The organism is Streptomyces sp. NPDC087300 (assembly GCF_044744425.1).
In the GTDB taxonomy this organism is placed as follows: Bacteria; Actinomycetota; Actinomycetes; order Streptomycetales; family Streptomycetaceae; genus Streptomyces.
Map to the genome: position 1 here is coordinate 420,547 of NZ_JBIUYI010000005.1, position 20,808 is coordinate 441,354.

Sequence of the window (20,808 nt, forward strand, 5' to 3'; positions counted from 1 at the left end):
GGCGGTACGGGCCCGCGTCCGCCGGATGCCCCGACGCGCTTTCAACATGCTCAACAGGACCGATGAGGGCGCGGCGTTGACCGCGCGGCGCAGGTGGTCGACACACAGGGGGACCGCAGCACCGATCCGCAAGGAGGCCTCGACGTTGTCCTCATCCCGTACCCGCCGCCAGCAGAACGCGCCGCACGGCGACACCCGCGACGGCGCCGCGACGCCGACCCCGTCGGTGGCGCGCCCCGTCCGCACCTGCCCCGACTGCAGTTGCTGCGTGGACGGGCTGTGCATCCCGGGCCCCGGCTCGGGATGCCCCGACGCCCTCGAAAGCCGGTGGCCCTATCCGTGCCCCTGCACCTCCAACACGATGGACGCGCCACACCCTTGATCCGGCGCCACGCACGCTCACCCGGCCGGGACGTCCGCCATGCGGGAGGGAACGATCAAGGCGCCCTTCTCGCGGGGGACTGGGTGACCAGGTGCGCCAACTCCTCGGGCGTGCGCGGCCCTTCGTCCGTGGCGGGCAGCAGGCCCTGGCCGTGCAGCAGTTCGCGGACGGCGATGCCCCAGGGCAGCTGGAGGCCCGCCCCGGCGAGGAGTTCACGGTCGGCGAGCTGCTCGGCGACGGGTCCCGTGCGCACGCCCGACGGGGTCAGCAGCGCCGCGTCGTCGGCCCAGCGCAGCGCCAGGTCCACGTCGTGCGTCGCCATGACCACCGTCGTGCCCGCGCCGCGCAGCCGCCCGAGCGTGTCGAGGAGGCGTTCCTGACCGTCGGGATCCAGGCCCGCGGTCGGCTCGTCCAGGATCAGCACGCGGGGGCGCATCGCGACGGCGCCCGCGATGGCCGTGCGCTTGCGCTGACCGTAGGAGAGCAGATGGGTGGGGCGGTCGGCGAGGTCCGTGATGTCGAGCGCGGCGAGCGCCTCGGCGACGCGCGCGCGGACCTCCGTATCGGGCAGCCCCAGGTTCAACGGGCCGAAGGACACGTCCTGTTCGACCGAGGCGGCGAAGAGCTGGTCGTCCGGGTCCTGCACCACCAGCTGGACCGTGGTGCGCAGCCGGGTCAGGCCCTTGCGGTCGTACGACACGGGGGAGCCCTGGAGCGTCAGGCCGCCCGACGCCGGGCGCAGTCCGCCGCTGAGCAGCCGCATCAGGGTGGTCTTGCCGCTGCCGTTGCGGCCGAGCAGCGCGAGCGCGCGGCCCTCGACGACGTCGAAGTCCAGACCGCTGAGGACGGTCGGGCCCTCTTCGTAGGCGTAGGAGACGCCGCGCAGCGCGACCAGGGACGCGCCGCCCGGGTCGCGGGGAGCGCCGGGCTCGCTCATGGCAGGAACCTTTCCAGTACGAGGGTGAGGGCCGTCAGGGCCACCAGCAGGGCCGCGCTCGCCGTCACGAAGCGGTGCGAGACCCGGGCCTCGGGCACCAGGACGCGCAGGGTGCCGTCGTAGCCGCGCCCGGCGAGCCCGGCTTGGAGACGCCCCGCACGGTCGAAGGCCCGCACGAACGCGGTGGCGCCGAGACCGCCGAGCGAGCGCCAGGTGGCGGCCCGCGTGGTGTGGCCGAGGCGGGCCGCCTGCGCCTGCCGGATCCGGCCCATCGAGTCCAGGAGCAGGAAACTCATCCGGTACGTCACGAGCGCCACGTCGACGACCGGCGCGGGCACCCCGGCCTTGACGAGCCGGGGCAGCAGGTCCGACATCGGCGTCGTGAAGGCGAACAGGAGTACCCCGAGCGAGGCCGCCGACGTCCGCAGGAGCAGACCGCCCGCGCGCGCCGGGCCGCCGTCGGCGAGCGTGAGGAAACCGTCGGGCCCGCCGACCTGCACCAGCAGGGTCAGGGCCCCGGTCACGCAGAAGCCGAGCGGCACCCGGTAGGCGCGCCACAGTTTGCGCGGCGGCACACCGGCCGGTCCGAGCAGTACCGCGAGCGCGGCGGTGAGCACCAGGGCGGCGCCGGGCCAGGGCGGAAGGGAGATGGCGAGCACGGTGAGGCCGAGCCCGAGCACGGCCTTGTCCACGGGATGGCGGCGGCGCCAGCGACTGCTGTGCGCCGCCGCGTCGATGGGCAGCACGCGGGGTCAGACCTCTTCGGTCCCGGGGCGCACGCCCTGCGCCTCGCCTTGCGTGTTCGTACGCTCCGCACCCTGACGGCGCCCCTTGCGCAGCCCGAAGTAGTACGCGAGCACGCCCGCGCCGAGGGCCGCCTGCAAGGCGAAGAGCGCCGACTCGACCTCGCCCGAAGGCGGCTCGTACAGGGGCGAGAACCAGGGCTTGTAGTCCGGCTTGATCTCCGTGATCGCGGTCTCGGCCTGGGCGTCGGCCCCCGCGAACGGCTCTTCCTTGTCGTCGCCGAGCCCGAGCACCAGGGGCAGCACCGCGAGCGCGGCCACGATGACGAGCAGCAGTGTGTTGATCTTCGCGTTCCGGCTCATCAGGCGTTGGCCTCCGTCTCGGCCTTGGCGGCCGCGGCCGGCTTCTTGGGGGACAGCAGGACACCGAGCCGGGTCAGCTCGCCCTTGCTGGACTGCACGAGCAGGCGCATCACCACGACGGTGAGCAGGCCCTCGCTGACGGCCAGCGGGATCTGGGTGACCGCGAAGATGCCGCCGAACTTGCCGAGCGCGCCGATGAACCCGCTGCTGGGGTCGGGGAAGGCCAGGGCCAGCTGGACGCTGGTGACGCAGTACGTGGAGAGGTCGGCGACGAAGGCGCCGAAGAACACGGCGACCATCAGCGGCACGTCGTACCGCTTGAGGAGCCGGTAGACGGCATATCCGGCCCAGGGCCCGACGATTGCCATCGAGAAGACGTTGGCACCGAGCGTGGTGAGGCCGCCGTGGGCGAGCAGCAGGGCCTGGAACAGGAGCGTGATGGTGCCGAGCACCGTCATGATCGGCGGCCGGAACAGGATGGCGCCGAGCCCCGTCCCCGTGGGGTGCGAGCAACTGCCCGTCACCGAGGGGATCTTCAGGGCGGATAGGACAAAGGTGAAGGCTCCGGAGGCGCCGAGGAGCAGGGTGCTCTCCGGGTGCTCCTTGACTTCACGGGTCAGGGAGCGGACTCCGTGGACGACGAACGGCGCGGACGCTACGCCCCAGGCGATCGCGTGCGCCGGTGGGAGGAAACCCTCGGCTATGTGCATGGCTCGGCAGACCCTCTCCAGCACCTCGTGGATGGACAACGCGCCCTGGCCGGTCTCCTGGCTGACGGGTCGTACCGACCTGACTCCGCCTTCCCGGGCGCGTGCGCGCCCAGTGGCTGCCGCGAGGGCTGGAGCCGGACTTCCCGATCACAGTGGCGAGGGCCGCACCGGCATCACACCGGATTTCCCGTTCACCAAGGCGTCGTGACAGTAGTCCGCAACTGATCAAACTGACAACCTGCGCACGGGGGAGCCGTGGGGGCGCACGCAAGCGCACACTCCCATGGCGTACGCCCCGCGCTCACCCCTGCTCGTACACGTGGAACCCGCGGCCCGACTTCCGGCCGAGCAGCCCCGCCTCGACCATCCGCTGGAGCAGCGGAGGCGGTGCGTAGAGCGGTTCCTTGAACTCGTCGTAGAGCGATTCGGCGATGGACGCGACGGTGTCGAGCCCGATCAGATCGGCGAGCCTGAGCGGGCCCATCGGGTGGGCGCAGCCCAGCTCCATCCCGGCGTCCACGTCCGTGGCGGTGGCGAATCCCGACTCCGCGAGACGGATCGCGGACAGCAGGTACGGGACGAGGAGCGCGTTGACGACGAAGCCCGCGCGGTCCTGGGAGCGCACCACGGTCTTGCCGAGGACATCGGTGACGAACTCCTCCGCCGCGGCCACCACCCGGGACGAGGTGTGCAGGGAGGCGATCACCTCGACGAGCGGCAGCACGGGCACCGGGTTGAAGAAGTGCAGACCCAGGACGCGGTCCGCGCGGTGGGTGGCCATGCCCAGGCGCATCACGGGCACCGACGAGGTGTTGGTGGCCAGGATGGCGTCCGGATCCTCGACGATCTTGTCGAGCGCGGCGAACACCTCCGTCTTGACCGAGGTGCTCTCCACGACCGCCTCGACCACGAGTTGACGGTCCGCCAGCTCGTCGAGACCGCCCGTGAAGACGATCCGGGCCAGGGCGTCCTCGGCCGAGAGGCGGTCCAACTTGCCGCGCTGTACGGCACGTTCGAGCGAGACGGCGACCCGCTCACGGGCCGCGCCCGCCGCGACGGCGTCCGCCTCGCAGACGACGGTGTCGAGCCCGGCCCGCGCGCAGACCTCCGCGATGCCGGCCCCCATCTGACCGCCGCCCACGACGCCGACGCGGGTGATGCGGGGACGTGTGGCGCTCATGCGAGGGCCTCCGCCTTGAAGGTCAGGTGCCGGGCGTACGCGTCGGTGGTGAAGAAGGCGGGCAACTCCCGCTCCAGCGCCGTGCGTTCGAAGAGGGCGACGACCTCGTCGACCCGCGCCCAGGGGTACTCCTTGCCGAGAGCCGCGGCCTCGTCCGCGACGATCTCGCGCACCGTCTCCCCGCTGACCAGACCGTGCCGCAGCCACTGCCAGATCTGCACGCGGGCGATCTCGGCGGTCGCCGCGTCCTCCATCAGGCCGCCCAGCGCCACGGCGCCCTGCCCGCGCAGCCACGCGTCGAAGTAGCGCAGCGCGACGGCGACGTTGGCGCGCACGCCCTCCTGGGTGGGCCGCCCGCTCGTACGGCGTACGGAGAGGAGCTCCGCGGCCGTGACCTCGACGTCGTCGCGGGTGCGTTCGAGCTGATGGGGACGGTCGCCGAGCACCTCGTCGAAGACCGCACGGCAGACGGGGACCAGGCCGGGATGGGCGACCCACGAGCCGTCGAAGCCGTCCTCGGCCTCGCGCTCCTTGTCGAGCCCGACCTTGCTGCGCGCGGCCTCGTCGGCCGCCGCGTCCCTGCCCGGCACCTGGGCCGCCATGCCGCCGATCGCGTGGGCGCCGCGCCGGTGGCAGGTGCGCACCAGGAGTTCGGTGTAGGCCCGCATGAAGGGGGCGGTCATGGTGACCTTGGCGCGGTCGGGGAGCACGAAGTCGGGCCGGTGGCCGAGGTTCTTGATCAGGCTGAACAGATAGTCCCAGCGGCCCGCGTTCAACCCGGCCGAGTGCGCGCGCAGTTCGTAGAGGATCTCCTCCATCTCGAAGGCCGCAGTGAGCGTCTCGATCAGGACGGTGGCACGGACCGTGCCGCGCGGAATGCCCAGCAGGTCCTGGGCGAGCACGAAGACGTCGTTCCAGAGCCTGGCCTCGTAGCGGTTCTCCAGCTTGGGCAGATAGAAGTACGGGCCGCGCCCGGCCTCGATCTGCCGCCGCGCGCAGTGGAAGAAGTACAGGCCGAAGTCGACCAGGGCGGCGGGGACCGGCCGCTCGTCGACGACCAGGTGCTTCTCGACGAGGTGCCAGCCGCGCGGCCGTACGACGACGGTGGCGAGCTCGTCGTCCTCGCGCAGCCGGTACTCCTTGCCCTCGGGCGTCGTGAAGTCGATGCGCCGCTCGACGGCGTCCAGCAGGGTCAGCTGCCCGCCGATCACGTTCTCCCAGGTGGGCGACGTGGCGTCCTCGAAGTCGGCCATCCACACGCGGGCACCGGAGTTGAGCGCGTTGACGGCCATCCGGCGCTCCGGAGGCCCGGTGATCTCCACCCGGCGGTCGGTGAGCCCCGGCCCCGGCGCCGCCACGCGCCAGTCGGGATCGGCGCGGACCGCGGCGGTCGCCCGGGGGAAGTCGAGGGGCACACCGGACGCGATCCGCTCGGCGCAGCGGCGCCGCTCGGCGAGCAGCTCGAACCGCCGGGCGGAGAACGCGGCGTCGAGCCGCCCGATGAAGTCGAGGGCCTCCGGGGTCAGGATCTCGTCGTACCGGTCACCGGGTTCGCCGAGAACCCGGACGGTGCCGGTCAAAGTGGAGGTAGGCATGGGGATCTCCTCGGTGGGAGCGGTCCGGTCGGGGAGCGGGCGCGGCGGGGGCGCCCCGTAAGGGGCGCGGAGAATTGCGCGCTCAGCCCCCACCGCCCGCAGGTGTGAACGCGCCGATCCAGCGGAGCGCCTAGTGGAACTGCTCCGACTCCGTGGAACCGGCGAGGGCAGTCGTGGAGGACGCCGGATTCACCGCGGTCGACACGAGGTCGAAGTACCCGGTCCCGACCTCCCGCTGATGCCGAACGGCAGTGAAGCCGTGCTCCTGCGCGGCGAACTCCCGCTCCTGGAGGTCGACATAGGCGGTCATGCCGTGCTCCGCGTAACCGCGCGCCAGGTCGAACATGCCGTGGTTGAGGGAGTGGAAGCCCGCCAGGGTGATGAACTGGAAGCGGTAGCCCATCGCGGCCAGCTCCCGCTGGAACTTGGCGATCTGGTCGTCGTCCAGGGCCGCCTTCCAGTTGAAGGACGGCGAGCAGTTGTAGGCGAGCATCTGGTCCGGGTGCTCCGCGTGCATCGCCTCGGCGAACTCGCGGGCCTGGGCGAGGTCGGGCGTGCCGGTCTCGACCCAGATCAGATCGGCGTACGGGGCGTACGCGAGGCCGCGCGCGATGACCGGCGCCATGCCGTTCTCGACCCGGTAGAAGCCCTCCGCGGTGCGCTCACCCGTGACGAACCGCGCGTCGCGCTCGTCGACGTCGCTGGTGAGCAGGTTGGCGGCGAGCGCGTCCGTGCGGGCCACGATCAGCGTGGGCACATCGGCGATGTCGGCCGCCAGACGCGCGGCGTTGAGGGTGCGGATGTGCTGGGCGGTGGGCACCAGGACCTTGCCGCCGAGGTGGCCGCACTTCTTCTCGGAGGCGAGCTGGTCCTCGTAGTGGATGCCCGCGGCACCCGCCGCGATCATCGCCTTGGTCAGCTCGAACGCGTTGAGCGGACCGCCGAACCCGGCCTCCGCGTCGGCGACGACCGGCGCGAGCCAGTCCGTGCTCGCGTCGCCCTCGCTGGTGGCGATCTGGTCGGCGCGAAGGAGCGCGTTGTTGATCCGACGCACCACCTGCGGAACGGAGTTGGCGGGGTACAGCGACTGGTCGGGGTAGGTGTGCCCGGCCTGGTTGGCGTCGGCGGCCACCTGCCAGCCGGACAGGTAGATCGCCTGGAGCCCGGCCTTGACCTGCTGCACGGCCTGCCCGCCGGTCAGCGCGCCGAGCGCGTGGACGTAGTCGAGCTCGTGCAGCTGCCGCCACAGCCGCTCGGCGCCGCGCCGGGCGAGGGTGTGCTCCTCGCGCACGCTGCCGGAGAGCCGGACGACCTCGTCGGCGCTGTAGGTGCGCTCGATGCCCTTCCAGCGCGGGTCGGTCGCCCACCGCCTGGCCAGCACATCGGCGGCGGGCGTGGTGCTCGCCGTGGTCGCCGTGGTGGTGTCCGTCTGTGCCATGACTGTCTCCCGGGTCCGTGTGGTGAAGTCTGCCAACTGCTGATGCCTACTGGCACTGAGTGCCGGAGTGAAGTGAAGGGTGCGGCCCGCCCGGCCCGGTCGTGCAGCCGTGAGCAATGGTGCGTGGATGCCGGACGGAGGCGCCGGGATCACCGACGTCAGGGCGTGAATCGAGCCCCGGTCTCCGTTCCGGCCGCCGGGGTCCGGCGGGCCGCGGTACGACTCTGGCAGTGGCACCCAGTGCCCTCAAGGGTGGACCTGTGCCAACTTCTGCGAATCTTCCCGGACCGGTTTGCCAAGGTTGCGAAGGCCCACAGCCGCCCGGATTCCCCTAGGGTTGGCCCGATGCGGGAGACCTGGGCGAGACGTACGCGGGGGAGCGATGAGCAAGACGTACGCGGGCGCGCGACTGCGGCGGCTGCGCGAGGAACGGCGCATGAGCCAGGCCGAGTTGGCCAGGACCCTCGCCATCTCGCCCAGCTACCTCAACCAGATGGAGCACGACTCCAGGCCGCTCACCGTCCCCGTGCTGCTGCGCATCACCGAGACGTTCGGCGTGGACGCGGCCTTCTTCTCCGAGCGGGACACCAGCAGGCTGGTCGCCGATCTGCGCGAGACGCTCGCAGGCGAGGTCTCCGCCGCCCGTGTCTCCCCCGCCGACCTGGGCGAACTCGCCGCCAGGATGCCGGCCGTCGCCGAGGTCCTGCTCGACCTCGGACGGCGGGCCCAGTCGCTGACCGAACGCCTCGCGGAGGTCGCCGACGGGCGGGGCGGCGACGTCACCGCGCCGCGCTCACCGCGTTCGGCGCACGAGGAGATCCGCGAGTTCTTCTACCGGCGGCAGAACTATCTGCACGAGACCGACCTCGCCGCCGAGGACCTGGCCCGCCGCATCGGCATCCGCCCCGGCGAGGTCCTGCGCGCCCTGTCCGCGCGCCTCACCGAGCACCACGGGGTGCGTCTGGTCACCGAGACCGACCGGCCCCAGCAACTGCACCACTACGACACCGAGGCGCGGGTGCTGCACCTCTCGGGACGGCTGCGCCCCGGCCAGCAGGCCTTCCGCATGGCCACCCAGCTCGCCCTGCTCGAATACGACGACGATCTCGACCGGCTGGCCGAGGAGGACTTCCCCGCGGGCGGCCGCACCCACGCCCTGGCCCGCATCGGCATCGCCAACTACTTCGCCGCCGCGCTCGTCCTGCCGTACACCGCGTTCCACGCCGCCGCCGAAGAGGTCCGCTACGACATCGAGCGGCTCACCGACCGCTTCGGCCTCGGCTACGAGACCGTCTGCCACCGCCTGAGCACCCTCCAGCGGCCCAGGCTGCGCGGCGTGCCCTTCTCCTTCGTCCGCGTCGACCGCGCGGGCAACATGTCCAAGCGCCAGTCGGCCACCGGCTTCCACTTCTCCAGGGCCGGCGGCACCTGCCCGCTGTGGAACGTGTACGAGGCGTTCGCCGCGCCTGGGCGCATCCACGTCCAGGTCGCCTCGATGCCGGATGGGCGGCGTTATCTGTGGACGGCGCGCGCTGTCACCCGGCACCGGGGCGGCTGGGGCGAGCCCGGCAAGACCTTCGCGATCGGTCTCGGCTGCGAACTGCGCCACGCCGCACGGCTCGTCTACTCCGACGGACTCGACCTCGACAACACCTCGGCCGCCACCCCCATCGGCATGGGCTGCCGCGTCTGCGAGCGCCTGGACTGCCCGCAGCGCGCCGTGCCGCCGCTCGGCAGGCCGCTCGCCGTCGACGAGCGCAGCAGCACCTTCGTGCCCTATCCCGTCGCGGACCTTCCGGCGGAGCCGTAGCTCTCGCATGCTGAGGACATGCGTCAGGGTGCGGCGGCCGTCGGCAGCGTGGTCTTCTTCGTGGTGGCACCGGGGGTGGTGACCGGCGTGGTGCCGTGGTGGCTCTCGGACGGCTGGTCGGCCGGCGGCTCCTGGAGCTGGGCGGTGGGCGCGCTCGGCTGGGCCGTCCTGATCGGCTCGGCGGCGCTGCTCGTGCACTCCTTCGGCCGTTTCGTGGCGCAGGGCCTCGGTACGCCCGCACCCGTGGCGCCCACCGAACACCTGGTGATCACCGGCGCCTACCGCTACGTGCGCAATCCGATGTACGTGGCGGTCGTCGCGCTCATCCTGGCCCAGGGCCTGGTGCTCGCGCGGCCCCTGCTGCTCGGCTACGGACTGCTGGCGTGGGCGGTGATGGCCGCTTTCGTACGCGCCTATGAAGAGCCCACGCTGCGGCGGCAGTTCGGCCCCGAGTACGAGCTGTACCGGGGTGTCGTGCGGGCGTGGATCCCCGTCCTGCGGGCGTACGATCCGGCGGCGCGGCCCGCGGACGGGGCCTAGGCCCGAGCAGCGAGGTGGTAGCGCACGTCGACCTCGGCGAAGGGCTCCGAGCCCTGGGCGTGCCGCAGCCGGACCGGACGCCCGCCGGGGTTGTCGAAGAGCCGGATGCCGTCACCGAGCAGGACCGGCGCGATGTGGAGGTCGATCTCGTCGATCAGCCCGTGTTCGAGCAGTTGGCGGCCGACGGTCGGAGAGAGGATCTCATGGTTCTTGCCGTCGGCGGGGCGTGGCGTCCTCGGGGCGGTGGGTGAGGACGAAGATCTGGCCCTTCCAGTCGTCGCTGTAGGGGCGGGCGGGCGGGTCGCGGTCCCAGCCGTTCCGCCCGCCCAGGACCGCACCGGTGGTCTCGACGTACTCCCGCACCAGGCCGTCGCGGCCGGTGACCCCGGCCGGCCAGTCCATGGAGTGGTTCGGGCCCGCCACGAACCCGTCGAGCGACATGCTGAAGTGGAAGAGGACCTTGCCGACGGCCTGCTGCGGTTCGAGGTCGAGCACGTCGAACATGTGGGGCTCCTTCGCTCGTCGCGCCGGTGCGAGAGCACCCGCTACACAGGGAGACCGGACGGACGCCTCGAACTCATCGCCGCGTCCAGGCCCGTGTCGAGGTCGGTGCCGACGCCCGTGTCGATATCCGTTTCGACGCCCGTTTCGACGCCGAGGACGGAGAGGAACGCGGCGGCCGCCGGGGACGGCGAGGAGCGGCTCCAGATGAGGTGCTCCACCCGGACGGGACCGTTGGTGAGGGGCACGCCGTGCAGGCCGTGGAGTTCGGCGGCGAACAGCGCGGGCAGCAGGGCGATGCCGAGGCCGTTGCGGACCATCCGGGCCATCAGTTCCACGCCGGACACCTCGAAGGCCACCTCGCGGCGCAGGCCCGCAGCCGCGAACGCCGCGTCCGACTGGGCGCGTGCCGCGCTGCCGTCGGCGAAGTCCACGAACAGCTCGTCGGCGAGCGCGCCGAGGTCCACCTCGTCCCGCGCGGCCAGCGGATGGCCGGGCGCGAGCACGGCGACGTGCTGCCCGTGGGCGAGTTCCCTGTTCCGTACGCCCTGCGGACGGAACCCGGGCGGCACGCCGAGGAACGCCGCGTCCAGGGTGCCGTCACGCACTTGCTCGACGAGCCGTTCGCTGGCGCCCGCCCGCAGGCTGATCCGCACCTGGGGGTAGCGCAGGCGGAAGTCCCCGAGGACCGCGGGGAGATCGACGGCCGTCACGGTGGGGATCGCCCCGACGGTCAGCCTGCCGCGTATCTGGCCGGAGGCCGCGGCGACCTCGGCGCGGGCCCGCTCGGCCGCGTCGAGGGCCTGGCGGGCGGCGGGCAGGAAGGCCTCTCCCGCGGCGGTGAGCCGCACCCGGCGGCTGGTCCGCTCGAACAGCCGGGCGCCCAGCTCCTTTTCGAGGCGGGCCACCTGATGGCTGAGCGCGGACTGCACGACATGGCACCGCTCGGCGGCCCGGGTGAAGCCGCCGGTCTCTGCCACCGCGACGACGTAGCGCATCTGCTGGAGATCCATGGATCCATCGTGAATCACGATGGATCCCGATGACAAACATGTGTTGGACCGATGGATGCGTGCTCGGCGATGCTGAACTCGACAACGAGCCGCTGCCGAACCCGGCGGCACCACCGCCCGTACGACCTACCTCGCGGAGACACCCCATGCGCGTGATCGCCTTCGACCACCTCGTCCTGAACGTCGCCGACATCGAGCGTTCGCTCGACTTCTACACGGGCCCGCTCGGCCTGGAGCCGGTGCGGGTCGACGAGTGGCGGGACGGCAAGGTCCCCTTCCCGTCCGTGCGCATCAGCCCGACGACCATCATCGACCTCGTCGTGGGCCCCGACGGGGAGAAGCAGGGCACCAACGTCGACCACATCTGCCTGGTCGTCGAGCCGCTCGACTGGCAGGAGGTCATCGACTCCGGCGTCTTCACCGTCCTGGACGGCCCCGGCAAGCGCTTCGGCGCCAGGGGCACCGCGCTCTCCCTCTACGTACAGGACCCGGACGGCAACACCGTGGAGCTGCGCTGGTACCCGGCGCAGGGCTGAGCGTCCCGGCGCGGCTCAGCGTTCGACCACCGGATACGGCACCAGCGTCCTGCGGTCGGGATCGACCGCGAGCTGCCCGCCGGCCGGCGGCCTGGCCCGCTGCGCGCAGTCGCGCCGCTCGCAGATCCGGCAGCCGAGCCCGATCGGCGTCGCCGCGCGCGGATCGTCCAGGGCGATGCCGCCCGCGTAGACGAGCCGGTGGGCGTGGCGCAGCTCGCAGCCGAGCGCCACGGCGAACTCCGCACGGGGCGCGTGATGCCCGTACCCGCCCCGCGTGACCGTCCGCGCCACCCAGAAGTACCGCTTGCCGTCCGGCATTTCGGCGACCTGCGTCAGGATGCGTCCCGGCGCGGAGAACGCCTCGTACACCGTCCACAGCGGGCAGGTGCCGCCGAGCCGGGAGAAGTGGAAGTCGGTGGCCGACTGCCGCTTGGAGATGTTGCCCGCCCGGTCGGCCCGCAGGAACGAGAAGGGGATGCCGCGGCGCCCGGTGCGCTGGAGCGTGCTGAGCCGGTGGCAGACGGTCTCGAAGCCGATGCCGAAGCGGGCACCGAGCAGCTCGATGTCGTAGCGCAGTTCCTCGGCCGCCGTGTGGAACGCGGTGTACGGCATGAGCAGCGCGCCCGCGAAGTAGTTGGCGAGCCCGATGCGGGCGAGATCCGCCGACGGCCGCGAGGTCAGTTCGGCGCTGTCCACCAGGGTGTCGAGCAGCGGCCCCTGTTCGAGGAGGGCCAGCTGGGTGGCGAGCTGGAAGGCGCGCTGCCCCTCGCTCAGCCAGGGTGAGAGGAAGAGCAGCCCCGAGGACTCGTCGAACCTGCGGGCGTCCGTGACGCGTTCCGCGGCGGCCTCCACGACCCGCACCCGGTGCCGCTCCGCGAGCCGCCCGGCCAGCGCCGTCGCCCGGCCCGCCGCGCCCGCCGTTCCCGTCGCGAGGTCGGCCGCGGTGCGTTCGGCCGCGGCGTCCAGGGACGGGAAGTGGTTGTGGTGGGCGTAGAAGAAGTCGCGTACGTCGTCGTGGGGTTCGGCGGGCGGCAGTACGGAGGTGTCGCCCGCGGGGGCGAGCGCGGCGGCCCGCTCGGCGGCGTCCCGGTAGCGGTGGTGCAGGGCGACCAGCGCGCGCGCCACCTCGGGGTGGTCGCGGGCCACATCGGCGATCTCGTCGGCGGGCACGTCGGCCCCGCACGCCTCGTCACCGAGCGCCGCCCGCAGGTCGGTCGCCACCCGTTCCTCGGCCGCCTCCGAGAAGAACTCCGCTTCCACGCCGAGGACTTCGGCGATGCGCAGCAGCACGGGAGCGGTCAGCGGGCGCTGGCTGTGCTCGATCTGGTTGAGATAGCTCGTGGAGAGACCGAGCGCGCGGGCCAGCTCCACCTGGTTCATGCCGCGTTCACGGCGCAGCCTGCGGAGCTTGGCGTGCGCGTAGATCTTCCGCCCGGCCGTCCGTGCCATTCCCGACTCCGTTCCTCCCGGTGCCATGTGTTGCGAAGGTAGCATCCGCAGATTTCGCAGGATTCGCAGATTCGCCGGGCGGGACGGGAGTTAATCCGCAGGGTGGAGCCCTCGCGCGGACGGGGTGTGACGGGAAGGCTCATCGGTGAACACGTCGTACGCACCGGAGACGACATACGTGCCGAACACGTCGCGCACACCGGGCAAGACGTACGCACCGAACACCGCGAGGAGCCCGCCCCGTGATCGACCATCAGGTACGCGTCCGTCCCAGTGCCGACCGGCTGCCCCGTGAGGAGCAGCTCGCCTGGAAGCTGGCGGCCGTCGCCACCGGCACACAGGAGGCGGCCGGACTCGATCCGGCGGCCGCCGAGATGACGGTCAACCGCGTCATCGACAACGCCGCGGTCGCCGTCGCCTCCCTGCTCCGCCGCCCCGTCGCCGTCGCCCGCACCCAGGCCCTGCCGCACCCGGTGGCTCCTGGTGCCGCCTCCTCCGGGGCGTCCGTCCTCGGCGCCTCCGTCTTCGGCGCACCGCCCGGGACGCGCGTCTCACCGGAATGGGCGGCCTGGGCCAACGGCACCGCCGTGCGCGAACTGGACTTCCACGACACGTTCCTCGCCGCCGACTACTCCCACCCGGGCGACAACATCCCGCCGCTGCTCGCCGTCGCCCAGCACACCGGGCGCACCGGCGCCGACCTGCTGCGCGGCATCGTCGCCGCGTACGAGATCCACGTCGCCCTGGTCAAGGGCATCTGCCTGCACGAGCACCGCATCGACCACGTCGCGCACCTCAGCGCCGCCACCGCCTGCGGCATCGGCGCGCTCCTCGGCCTGGACACCGGGACGGTCTACCAGGCCGTCCAGCAGGCCGTGCACACCACGACGGCCACCCGGCAGTCGCGCAAGGGCGAGATCTCCAGCTGGAAGGCGTACGCGCCGGCCTTCGCCGGGAAGGCGGCAATCGAGGCCGTGGACCGGGCGATGCGCGGCGAGGGCTCGCCGTCGCCGGTCTACGAGGGCGAGGACGGCTTCCTGGCCTGGCTGCTCGACGGCCCGGACGCCGCGTACACCGTGGCGCTGCCGGAGTAGGACGAGCCGCGCCGCGCCATCCTGGACACGTACACCAAGGAGCACTCCGCCGAGTACCAGGCGCAGGCCGTGATCGACCTGGCCCGGCGGCTGCGGGGCAGGGCCGGGCCCCTGGAGCGGGTGAAGTCCGTGGTGCTGCACACCAGTCACCACACCCACCACGTCATCGGCTCGGGCGCCAACGACCCGCAGAAGTACGACCCGCACGCCAGCCGGGAGACCCTCGACCACTCGGTGCCCTACATCCTCGCCGTCGCCCTGGAGGACGGCGGCTGGCACCACGAGCACTCCTACGCGCCCGACCGCGCACGGCGTCCGGAGACGGTGGCGCTGTGGCGGAAGATCTCCACCGTCGAGGACGCGGAGTGGACGCGTCGCTACCACCATCCGGACCCGGCGCGCCGCGCGTTCGGCGGCCGTGCCGTCATCACCCTCGACGACGGCACGGTCATCGAGGACGAGCTCGCCGTCGCCGACGCCCACCCGGCGGGCGCCAGGCCGTTCGGGCGCCCCGGCTACACCGGCAAGTTCCGCACCCTCACCGACGGCGTCGTCACCGCCGACGACCAGGACCGCTTCCTGGCCGCGGCGGAACGGCTCGGCACGCTCGACGCGGCAGGCCTCGCCGGGCTCTTCCCCGCCGTCGACACCGCCGCCGTCTCGGCGTACGACGCGACGCTCCCGAAGGGCCTGTTCTGATGCTGCACACCCGCACCACACCTGCCGGGCGCCGGGCCGCGCTGCGCGAACAGCTTTCGTCCGGGCGGCTGTTGAGGATGCCGGGCGCGGTCAATCCGTACTCGGCCCGGCTCATCCAGGAGCACGGCTTCGACGCCGTGTACCTGTCCGGCGCGGTACTCGCCGCCGAGCTCGCGCTGCCCGACATCGGCCTCACCACGTCGACGGAGATCGCCGCGCGCGCCGCGCAGTTCACCCGCGTCACCGACCTGCCCGCGCTCATCGACGCGGACACCGGCTTCGGCGAGCCCCTGAACGCCGCACGGACCGTGCAGCTGATGGAGGACGCCGGGCTCGCGGGGCTGCACCTGGAGGACCAGGTCAACCCCAAGCGCTGCGGCCATCTCGACGGCAAGAGCGTGGTGCCGCGCGAGGAGATGACACGCCGCCTGCGGGCCGCAGTCGAGGCCCGGCGCGACCCCGCCTTCCTGCTGATGGCCCGCACCGACGCCCGCACCGTCGAAGGGCTCGACGCGGCGATCGACCGCGCGAAGGCGTACGTCGACGCGGGCGCCGACGCCGTCTTTCCCGAAGCACTCGCCGACGAGGCCGAGTTCGAGGCGTTCCGCGCCGCCGTGGACGTGCCGCTGCTCGCCAACATGACCGAGTTCGGCAAGAGCCCGCTGCTCGGCGCGCGGACGCTGGAGAACCTCGGCTACAACATCGCCCTCTACCCCGTCACCCTCTTCCGCCTGGCGATGGGCGCCGTCGAGGACGGCCTGCGCACGCTCGCCGCCGAGGGCACCCAGGAGTCCCTGCTGCCGCGCATGCAGACCCGCTCCCGGCTGTACGACGTCCTCGGCTACGAGCGGTACGCCGCGTCCGACCGGGCCGTCTTCGACTTCACCCTGCCCCCGGGCGCCTGACCCCGGCGGAGTACGCCATGACCCCGGCGGAGTACGCCATGACCTCAGCGGAGTACGCCATGAACCAGCACCCCACGCCCACGCCCGCCCCCGCCGCCCCGGACGTCCGGCGCGGCCTCGCCGGCGTCGTCGTCGACACCACCGAGATCTCCACCGTCATCGAGGAGACCAACTCCCTTACGTACCGCGGCTATCCGGTGCAGGAGCTCGCCGCGCACCGCTCCTTCGAGGAGGTGGCCCACCTGCTGTGGCACGGCGAACTCCCCGACGAGCGCAGCCTCGCCGAGTTCCGGGCCCGCGAGCGCGCCCTGCGGCCCCTGGACCGCTCCACCAACGAGTTCGTCGCGCGGCTGCCCGAGACCTGCCATCCGATGGACGTCCTGCGCACCGCGGTGAGCTTCCTCGGAGCGGAGGACCCCACCGAGGACGACGGCTCACGCGGCGCCGGCCTCACCAAGTCCCTGACGCTCCTGGCCCGCCTTCCTGTCGTGGTCGCCGCCGACCAGCGCCGTCGGCGCGGCCTCGCACCGATCCCGCCCGACCCGTCGCTCGGCTACGCGGAGAACTTCTTCCACATGTGCTTCGGACGCGTCCCCGACCCCGAGGTCGTCCGCTGCTTCGAGATCTCGCTCATCCTCTACGCCGAACACAGCTTCAACGCCTCGACGTTCACCGCGCGCGTGGTCACCTCCACGCTCTCCGACCTCTACAGCGCGGTCACCGCCGCCATCGGCGCGCTCAAGGGCCCGCTGCACGGCGGCGCCAACGAGGCGGTGATGCACATGCTCGACGAGATCGGCGACCCGGCAGGGGCCGAGGCGTGGCTGGACGAGGCGCTGGCGTCGAAGCGGAAGATCATGGGCTTCGGGCACCGCGTCTACCGGCACGGCGACTCCCGCGTCCCGATCATGCAGGAGGCCACGGACCGCCTCGTCGCGCGCGCCGCGGACCCCGGTACGGCCCGCCTCGCCGCCCTGCACACCGCACTGCGCGAGGCGATGCTCCGGCGCAAGGACATCCACCCGAACCTCGACTATCCGGCGGGCCTCGCCTACCACCTGATGGGCTTCGACACCCCGGCCTTCACCCCGATCTTCGTGATGAGCAGGATCACCGGCTGGAGCGCCCACATCACCGAGCAACTGGGCAGGAACGCCCTCATCCGTCCGTTGGGGGCGTACACGGGGCGGGCCCAGCGGCCGGTCCCTGCCGCTTGAGCTGCGGCGCGGCGAACCGGATCGGGGCCTGGAAGCGGGCCTTGCGCGCGGCCCGCCGGAACACGGTGAGCACCGCGGGGCCCGCCAGCGTGACGCAGACGAAGTTGGTGACCGCGCGGCCGGTGTCCCAGCCCAGCGAGGTCGCCAGGTCGAAGGCGATGTACCGCTGCCACTGCTCGGTGAACGGCAGCCCCGGCAGATAGGCGATGGAACTGTTCGGGTCCAGCGAGAAGGGCCAGAAGGAGAGGTTGAGCAGGAAGCCGAAGAGATAGCCGGACAGCGACCCGTACACCGCGAGCAGCAGCACCTCGCGCCGCCCCGTGGCGCGCGGCAGCAGCCCGGCCAGCATGCCCACGAAGGCGCAGCCGAACATCTGGTACGGCATCCAGGGCCCGACGCCGCCCGTGATGAGGGCGGAGGCGAACAGGGACGTACAGCCGAGGGTGAAGCCGAAGCCGGGGCCGAAGACGCGGCCCGCGAGGACGAGGATGAAGAAGACGGTCTCGATGCCCGCGGTGCCCGCGCCGAGCGGGCGGACGGCCGCGTTGACGGCGGAGAGCACGCCGAGCATGGCGAGCGCCTTGGAGTTGATGCCGCCCTCGGCGATCTCCGAGATCACCACGCACAGCACGAGGACGAGCAGCGCGCCGAAGATGAGCGGGGGAGCGTAGGACGAGCCGAACTTCCCGGGCGCGACGACGAACGGCCAGAAGAACGCCACCACGCCGACGAACGCCGCGAGCGTGATGACCACGGAGGCGCGGAACGTGAGACGGATGGCGGTGGCGCGCAGCCGCACCGGGACCTCGCTCACCGCGCTGCCTCCTGCTCGGCCGCTGTCAGCGCTTCCGCCGCCTGATTCACCGTCAAGTAGGGCAAAGGTGCCAGGACTTTGGCCACCTGTGGGGCGAACACCGGTGAGGAGACGATCACTTCGGCGGCCGGGCCGTCCGCGACCGTCTCGCCCTCCGCGAGCACCACCACCCGGTCGGCGGTCCGTGCGACGAACTCCACGTCGTGCGTGGAGACCACGACGGCCCTGCCCTCCTCGGCCAGCGTGTCGAGGATGTCGCCGAGCCGGGTCTTGGCGCGGTAGTCCAGGCCGCGCGTCGGCTCGTCGAGGAGGACGACGCCCGGGGCCGCGGACAGCTGGATCGCCAGGACCAGGGCGAGCTTCTGGCCCTCGGACAGATCGCGCGGATGCGTGGCGTCCGCGATACCCGGCGCGAGCCGGTCCAGGATGTCGCGGGCACCGGGACCGCCGCCGCCCTCGGTGGCGGACTCGGCGTCGGCCTGGTCGAGCTCCTGCCGCACGCTCTCCAGATAGAGCAGGTCGGTCGGGGTCTGCGGGACCAGGCCGACCAGGCGCCTGGCCCGGGTGGGCGAGACGGCGCCCGGATCGTGGGCGCGGGCGGGGCGCCCGTCGTCGGCCGTGCCCCACGGCGTCACGCGCACGGTGCCGTCGGTGCGGTGCCCGGAGCCCTGGAGCGCCCACAGCAGCGACGACTTGCCCGAACCGTTGCGCCCCATCAGCGCGACCGTCTCGCCGCCGCGCAGTTCCAGATCGACCTCGCGCACGGCGGGCAGGGCCTGGCCCCGGTACAGGACGCTGACCCCGCGCGCGTCGAGCAGCCGCGGGCGCGCGTCCGGTGCGGCGGGGGCCGGTGGCCGCGCGGGCGGCACCGGCGCGTCGGCAAGCAGGGCGCGCAGCGGTGCCGCGGCGCGCCGCGCGTCACGGACCGAGAGGGGCAGCGGGTCCCAGCCGGCCCTGCGGCCGAGTTCGACGACCGGGGGAGCGACCCGCGCGGTGCGGAACATCGATGCGGGCGGGCCCGCTTCGACCCGCCCGTCGCCCGCGAGGTGCAGGACCCGGTCCGCGTACTGCACGACCCGCTCCAGACGGTGCTCGGCGAGCAGCACGGTGACGCCGAGGTCGTGGACGAGACGGGTGATCGCGGCGAGCACCTCCTCGGCGGCCGTCGGGTCGAGCGCCGAGGTCGGCTCGTCCAGGACCAGGACGCGCGGGTGGGTGGTGAGCACGGACCCGATGGCGACGCGCTGCTGCTGCCCGCCGGACAGCTCGTGCAGGGCCCGGTGGCGCAGCTCGGCCAGGCCCAGCAGATCGAGGGTCTCCTCGACGCGCTTGCGCATGGTCTCCGGCGGCACCGCCAACTGCTCCATCGCGTAGGCGAGTTCCTCCTCCACGGTGTCGGTGACGAAACCGTCGAGGGGGTCCTGTCCCACCACGCCCACGACGTCGGCGAGCTCCCTGGGCGGATGCCCCGCGGTGTCGCGTCCGTCGACGGTCACCGTGCCGTACAGGGTGCCGCCGGTGAAGTGCGGGACCAGACCGTTGACGGTGCCGAGCAGGGTCGATTTGCCGACGCCGGTGGGGCCGACGACGAGGCAGAGCTCGCCCTCGTCGACGGTGAGGTCGACATCGCGCAGGACGGGCTCCGCCCGGTCGTCGTAGGCGACGGTGACGTGGTCGAAGGTGATCACTTGGCGGTGGCTTTCTCGGGGCGCGGGACGGTGGTGCGCGGCGCGGTGACGGGTGCGGGGACGGACAGCGGCAGCGGCGGCGGCGCGAGGAATCCGGCGGCGCCCGCGAGCAGGATCGCGGCGGCGGGGACCATCGGCAGCGTCGGCCAACTGAGCGGGTAGATCGACGGGTTGAGCTCCGCCGCGTCGAACCCGACATTGGTGAACAGGAGCACGGCCGACAGGACGCCGCAGCCCGCCACCGCCCACTCCTCGAACCGCCACGGGTCGGGCCGGTAGGTGGTCCGCGCGACCCGCCGCCCGCCGAGCCGTAGCCCGGCCACGCACAGGACGGCACCGGCCCCCAGCGCGGGGAACCCGAGCAGCCGCGGCGCGGTCGCGTCGAGCAGCCCGTACGCTCCCGCGCACAGCCCGCACATGCCCAGGAGCATCAGCGCGCCGGTCAGCCGCCGGGAACGGCGTGTCGCCGTGCCCGCACGCCCGTAGCCGCGCGAGTCCATGGCGGCGGCCAGCCGCAAGGACCGTTCGAGCGCGTCCTCAAGGACCGGCACCACGATGCCGCGCAGCGCCCGCATCCCCTTGGTGCGGCCCGCCCGCAGGCGCCGCGCCCGGTGCACCCGCTGGACGCTCTGCACCAGTTGAGGCGCGACGCTGATGGACACGGTGACGGCGACCCCGAGTTCGTGCAGCGCGCCGGGCAGCACGCGCAGCGCCCGCTTCGGGTTGGCCAGGGTGTTGGCCGCGCCGACGCAGCACAGCATGCAGGCGAGCCGCAGCCCGTCCACGGCGGCGGAGAGCACCGCCTCCAGCGAGACGGGGCCGCCCAGTTGGATGCCCGCGTACCAGTCGGGGGTGGGGATGTGCGGAAGCGCGAACAGGAAGTGGTCGTGAGGGGTGATGCCGGTGGCGAAGACCGCGCGGAACACCACCCGGATCGCGACGACGGTGAGCGCCAGATACAGGTAGTACTTGAAGCCGCGCGCCCAGGGCGCCTCGGTGCGGCGCACGCTGATCACATAGCCGAGGACCGCGAGCACGAGAAGGAGAAGCAGTGGGTTGTTGGTCCTGCTGACCGCGGTCGCCAGGGCCAGCGCCCACACCCACCACGCCAGCGGGTGCAGGGTGCGCGGCAGGCGCCGCCCGCCCGCCTCCCGCGGCGCGGCGGCGACCGCGGGGGCCGTACGCTCGCGCACC

General features: G+C 72.7%; 19 protein-coding genes, 1 pseudogene and 1 riboswitch. Of the genes and pseudogenes, 6 read left to right on the forward strand and 14 right to left on the reverse strand.

The annotated features are described in order from the left end of the window. Nucleotides 1–437 precede the first annotated feature (437 nt). The 7 genes from ACIO9J_RS22160 to aceA all read right to left on the reverse strand — a co-directional run bounded on the left by ACIO9J_RS22160 (nt 438) and on the right by aceA (nt 7,348). Complete coding sequence (locus ACIO9J_RS22160; protein WP_402002064.1) at nt 438–1,319, reverse strand: energy-coupling factor ABC transporter ATP-binding protein; 882 nt, start codon at nt 1,317–1,319, stop codon at nt 438–440. Beyond that, complete coding sequence (gene cbiQ / locus ACIO9J_RS22165; RefSeq protein WP_402002067.1) at nt 1,316–2,065, reverse strand: cobalt ECF transporter T component CbiQ; 750 nt, start codon at nt 2,063–2,065, stop codon at nt 1,316–1,318. The genes ACIO9J_RS22160 and cbiQ overlap by 4 nt, the downstream gene beginning before the upstream one ends. Before the next feature lie 6 nt (nt 2,066–2,071). Further along, nucleotides 2,072–2,425, reverse strand: a complete 354-nt coding sequence (locus ACIO9J_RS22170; RefSeq protein WP_402002070.1) for an energy-coupling factor ABC transporter substrate-binding protein — start codon at nt 2,423–2,425, stop codon at nt 2,072–2,074. Beyond that, the gene (locus ACIO9J_RS22175) at nt 2,425–3,135 is read right to left on the reverse strand and encodes an energy-coupling factor ABC transporter permease (RefSeq protein ID WP_402002073.1); all 711 of its coding nucleotides are present in this window, start codon (nt 3,133–3,135) and stop codon (nt 2,425–2,427) included. The genes ACIO9J_RS22170 and ACIO9J_RS22175 overlap by 1 nt, the downstream gene beginning before the upstream one ends. Before the next feature lie 29 nt (nt 3,136–3,164). Beyond that, a riboswitch (cobalamin riboswitch) is annotated at nt 3,165–3,349 on the reverse strand. Nucleotides 3,350–3,436: 87 nt separating this feature from the next. Continuing rightward, a complete protein-coding gene (locus ACIO9J_RS22180; protein ID WP_402002076.1) occupies nt 3,437–4,315 on the reverse strand; it encodes a 3-hydroxybutyryl-CoA dehydrogenase in 879 nt (292 codons plus the stop codon). Further along, a complete protein-coding gene (gene aceB / locus ACIO9J_RS22185) occupies nt 4,312–5,910 on the reverse strand; it encodes a malate synthase A (RefSeq protein ID WP_402002077.1) in 1,599 nt (532 codons plus the stop codon). The genes ACIO9J_RS22180 and aceB overlap by 4 nt, the downstream gene beginning before the upstream one ends. Nucleotides 5,911–6,040: 130 nt before the next feature. Then, a complete protein-coding gene (aceA, locus tag ACIO9J_RS22190) occupies nt 6,041–7,348 on the reverse strand; it encodes an isocitrate lyase (protein ID WP_402002080.1) in 1,308 nt (435 codons plus the stop codon). Nucleotides 7,349–7,730: 382 nt separating this feature from the next. Here aceA and ACIO9J_RS22195 point away from each other — a divergent pair, with 382 nt between their 5' ends. Both ACIO9J_RS22195 and ACIO9J_RS22200 read left to right on the forward strand, forming a co-directional pair. Next, nucleotides 7,731–9,158, forward strand: coding sequence for a short-chain fatty acyl-CoA regulator family protein (locus ACIO9J_RS22195; protein WP_402002083.1), 1,428 nt, complete (start codon nt 7,731–7,733; stop codon nt 9,156–9,158). A gap of 18 nt (nt 9,159–9,176) precedes the next feature. Beyond that, nucleotides 9,177–9,698: a methyltransferase family protein gene (locus ACIO9J_RS22200; protein ID WP_402002086.1), complete on the forward strand. Its 522-nt coding sequence runs from the start codon at nt 9,177–9,179 to the stop codon at nt 9,696–9,698. Here the strand turns inward: ACIO9J_RS22200 and ACIO9J_RS22205 are convergent. The 3 genes from ACIO9J_RS22205 to ACIO9J_RS22215 are packed head-to-tail and all read right to left on the reverse strand — an operon-like array spanning nt 9,695 to nt 11,212. Then, entirely contained in the window at nt 9,695–9,898 is a 204-nt protein-coding gene (locus ACIO9J_RS22205; RefSeq protein WP_402003548.1) for a dihydrofolate reductase family protein, read from the reverse strand. The genes ACIO9J_RS22200 and ACIO9J_RS22205 overlap by 4 nt on opposite strands. Nucleotide 9,899: 1 nt before the next feature. Next, a complete protein-coding gene (locus ACIO9J_RS22210) occupies nt 9,900–10,202 on the reverse strand; it encodes a hypothetical protein (protein ID WP_402002089.1) in 303 nt (100 codons plus the stop codon). A 41-nt stretch (nt 10,203–10,243) separates the two neighbouring features. Next, entirely contained in the window at nt 10,244–11,212 is a 969-nt protein-coding gene (locus ACIO9J_RS22215; RefSeq protein WP_402002092.1) for a LysR family transcriptional regulator, read from the reverse strand. A 146-nt stretch (nt 11,213–11,358) separates the two neighbouring features. Here ACIO9J_RS22215 and ACIO9J_RS22220 point away from each other — a divergent pair, with 146 nt between their 5' ends. Continuing rightward, complete coding sequence (locus ACIO9J_RS22220; RefSeq protein ID WP_402002095.1) at nt 11,359–11,748, forward strand: VOC family protein; 390 nt, start codon at nt 11,359–11,361, stop codon at nt 11,746–11,748. Nucleotides 11,749–11,763: 15 nt separating this feature from the next. Here ACIO9J_RS22220 and ACIO9J_RS22225 read toward each other — a convergent pair whose 3' ends face one another. Further along, complete coding sequence (locus tag ACIO9J_RS22225; RefSeq protein WP_402002098.1) at nt 11,764–13,197, reverse strand: short-chain fatty acyl-CoA regulator family protein; 1,434 nt, start codon at nt 13,195–13,197, stop codon at nt 11,764–11,766. 242 nt (nt 13,198–13,439) lie between these two features. Between ACIO9J_RS22225 and ACIO9J_RS22230 the strand changes: the two are divergent. From ACIO9J_RS22230 to ACIO9J_RS22240, 3 genes and pseudogenes are all read left to right on the forward strand, one after another. Continuing rightward, a pseudogene (locus tag ACIO9J_RS22230) lies at nt 13,440–14,990 on the forward strand (MmgE/PrpD family protein). Then, nucleotides 14,990–15,895 carry a methylisocitrate lyase gene (prpB, locus tag ACIO9J_RS22235; RefSeq protein ID WP_402002101.1) on the forward strand — a complete coding sequence of 302 codons (906 nt, stop codon included), beginning with the start codon at nt 14,990–14,992 and terminating at the stop codon, nt 15,893–15,895. The pseudogene ACIO9J_RS22230 and the gene prpB overlap by 1 nt, the downstream one beginning before the upstream one ends. A gap of 59 nt (nt 15,896–15,954) precedes the next feature. Next, a complete protein-coding gene (locus ACIO9J_RS22240; protein ID WP_402003551.1) occupies nt 15,955–17,112 on the forward strand; it encodes a bifunctional 2-methylcitrate synthase/citrate synthase in 1,158 nt (385 codons plus the stop codon). Here the strand turns inward: ACIO9J_RS22240 and ACIO9J_RS22245 are convergent. The 3 genes from ACIO9J_RS22245 to ACIO9J_RS22255 are packed head-to-tail and all read right to left on the reverse strand — an operon-like array spanning nt 17,054 to nt 20,807. Beyond that, nucleotides 17,054–17,926 carry an ECF transporter S component gene (locus tag ACIO9J_RS22245; RefSeq protein WP_402002104.1) on the reverse strand — a complete coding sequence of 291 codons (873 nt, stop codon included), beginning with the start codon at nt 17,924–17,926 and terminating at the stop codon, nt 17,054–17,056. The genes ACIO9J_RS22240 and ACIO9J_RS22245 overlap by 59 nt on opposite strands. Beyond that, on the reverse strand, nt 17,923–19,614 hold the full coding sequence (locus ACIO9J_RS22250; RefSeq protein WP_402002107.1) for an ABC transporter ATP-binding protein: 1,692 nt from the start codon (nt 19,612–19,614) through the stop codon (nt 17,923–17,925). Before ACIO9J_RS22250 ends, ACIO9J_RS22245 begins: the two co-directional genes overlap by 4 nt. Further along, entirely contained in the window at nt 19,611–20,807 is a 1,197-nt protein-coding gene (locus ACIO9J_RS22255) for an energy-coupling factor transporter transmembrane component T (protein ID WP_402002110.1), read from the reverse strand. The genes ACIO9J_RS22250 and ACIO9J_RS22255 overlap by 4 nt, the downstream gene beginning before the upstream one ends. Nucleotide 20,808 lies beyond the last annotated feature (1 nt).

What these genes read in the sequence shown, in the direction of transcription:
- ACIO9J_RS22160 (WP_402002064.1), bottom strand. Translation starts at nt 1,319, where the DNA reads ATGAGCGAGCCCGGCGCTCCCCGCGACCCGGGCGGCGCGTCCCTGGTC.
- ACIO9J_RS22170 (WP_402002070.1), bottom strand. Translation starts at nt 2,425, where the DNA reads ATGAGCCGGAACGCGAAGATCAACACACTGCTGCTCGTCATCGTGGCC.
- ACIO9J_RS22175 (WP_402002073.1), bottom strand. Translation starts at nt 3,135, where the DNA reads ATGCACATAGCCGAGGGTTTCCTCCCACCGGCGCACGCGATCGCCTGG.
- ACIO9J_RS22180 (WP_402002076.1), bottom strand. Translation starts at nt 4,315, where the DNA reads ATGAGCGCCACACGTCCCCGCATCACCCGCGTCGGCGTCGTGGGCGGC.
- aceB (WP_402002077.1), bottom strand. Translation starts at nt 5,910, where the DNA reads ATGCCTACCTCCACTTTGACCGGCACCGTCCGGGTTCTCGGCGAACCC.
- aceA (WP_402002080.1), bottom strand. Translation starts at nt 7,348, where the DNA reads ATGGCACAGACGGACACCACCACGGCGACCACGGCGAGCACCACGCCC.
- ACIO9J_RS22195 (WP_402002083.1), top strand. Translation starts at nt 7,731, where the DNA reads ATGAGCAAGACGTACGCGGGCGCGCGACTGCGGCGGCTGCGCGAGGAA.
- ACIO9J_RS22200 (WP_402002086.1), top strand. Translation starts at nt 9,177, where the DNA reads ATGCGTCAGGGTGCGGCGGCCGTCGGCAGCGTGGTCTTCTTCGTGGTG.
- ACIO9J_RS22210 (WP_402002089.1), bottom strand. Translation starts at nt 10,202, where the DNA reads ATGTTCGACGTGCTCGACCTCGAACCGCAGCAGGCCGTCGGCAAGGTC.
- ACIO9J_RS22215 (WP_402002092.1), bottom strand. Translation starts at nt 11,212, where the DNA reads ATGGATCTCCAGCAGATGCGCTACGTCGTCGCGGTGGCAGAGACCGGC.
- ACIO9J_RS22220 (WP_402002095.1), top strand. Translation starts at nt 11,359, where the DNA reads ATGCGCGTGATCGCCTTCGACCACCTCGTCCTGAACGTCGCCGACATC.
- ACIO9J_RS22225 (WP_402002098.1), bottom strand. Translation starts at nt 13,197, where the DNA reads ATGGCACGGACGGCCGGGCGGAAGATCTACGCGCACGCCAAGCTCCGC.
- prpB (WP_402002101.1), top strand. Translation starts at nt 14,990, where the DNA reads ATGCTGCACACCCGCACCACACCTGCCGGGCGCCGGGCCGCGCTGCGC.
- ACIO9J_RS22240 (WP_402003551.1), top strand. Translation starts at nt 15,955, where the DNA reads ATGAACCAGCACCCCACGCCCACGCCCGCCCCCGCCGCCCCGGACGTC.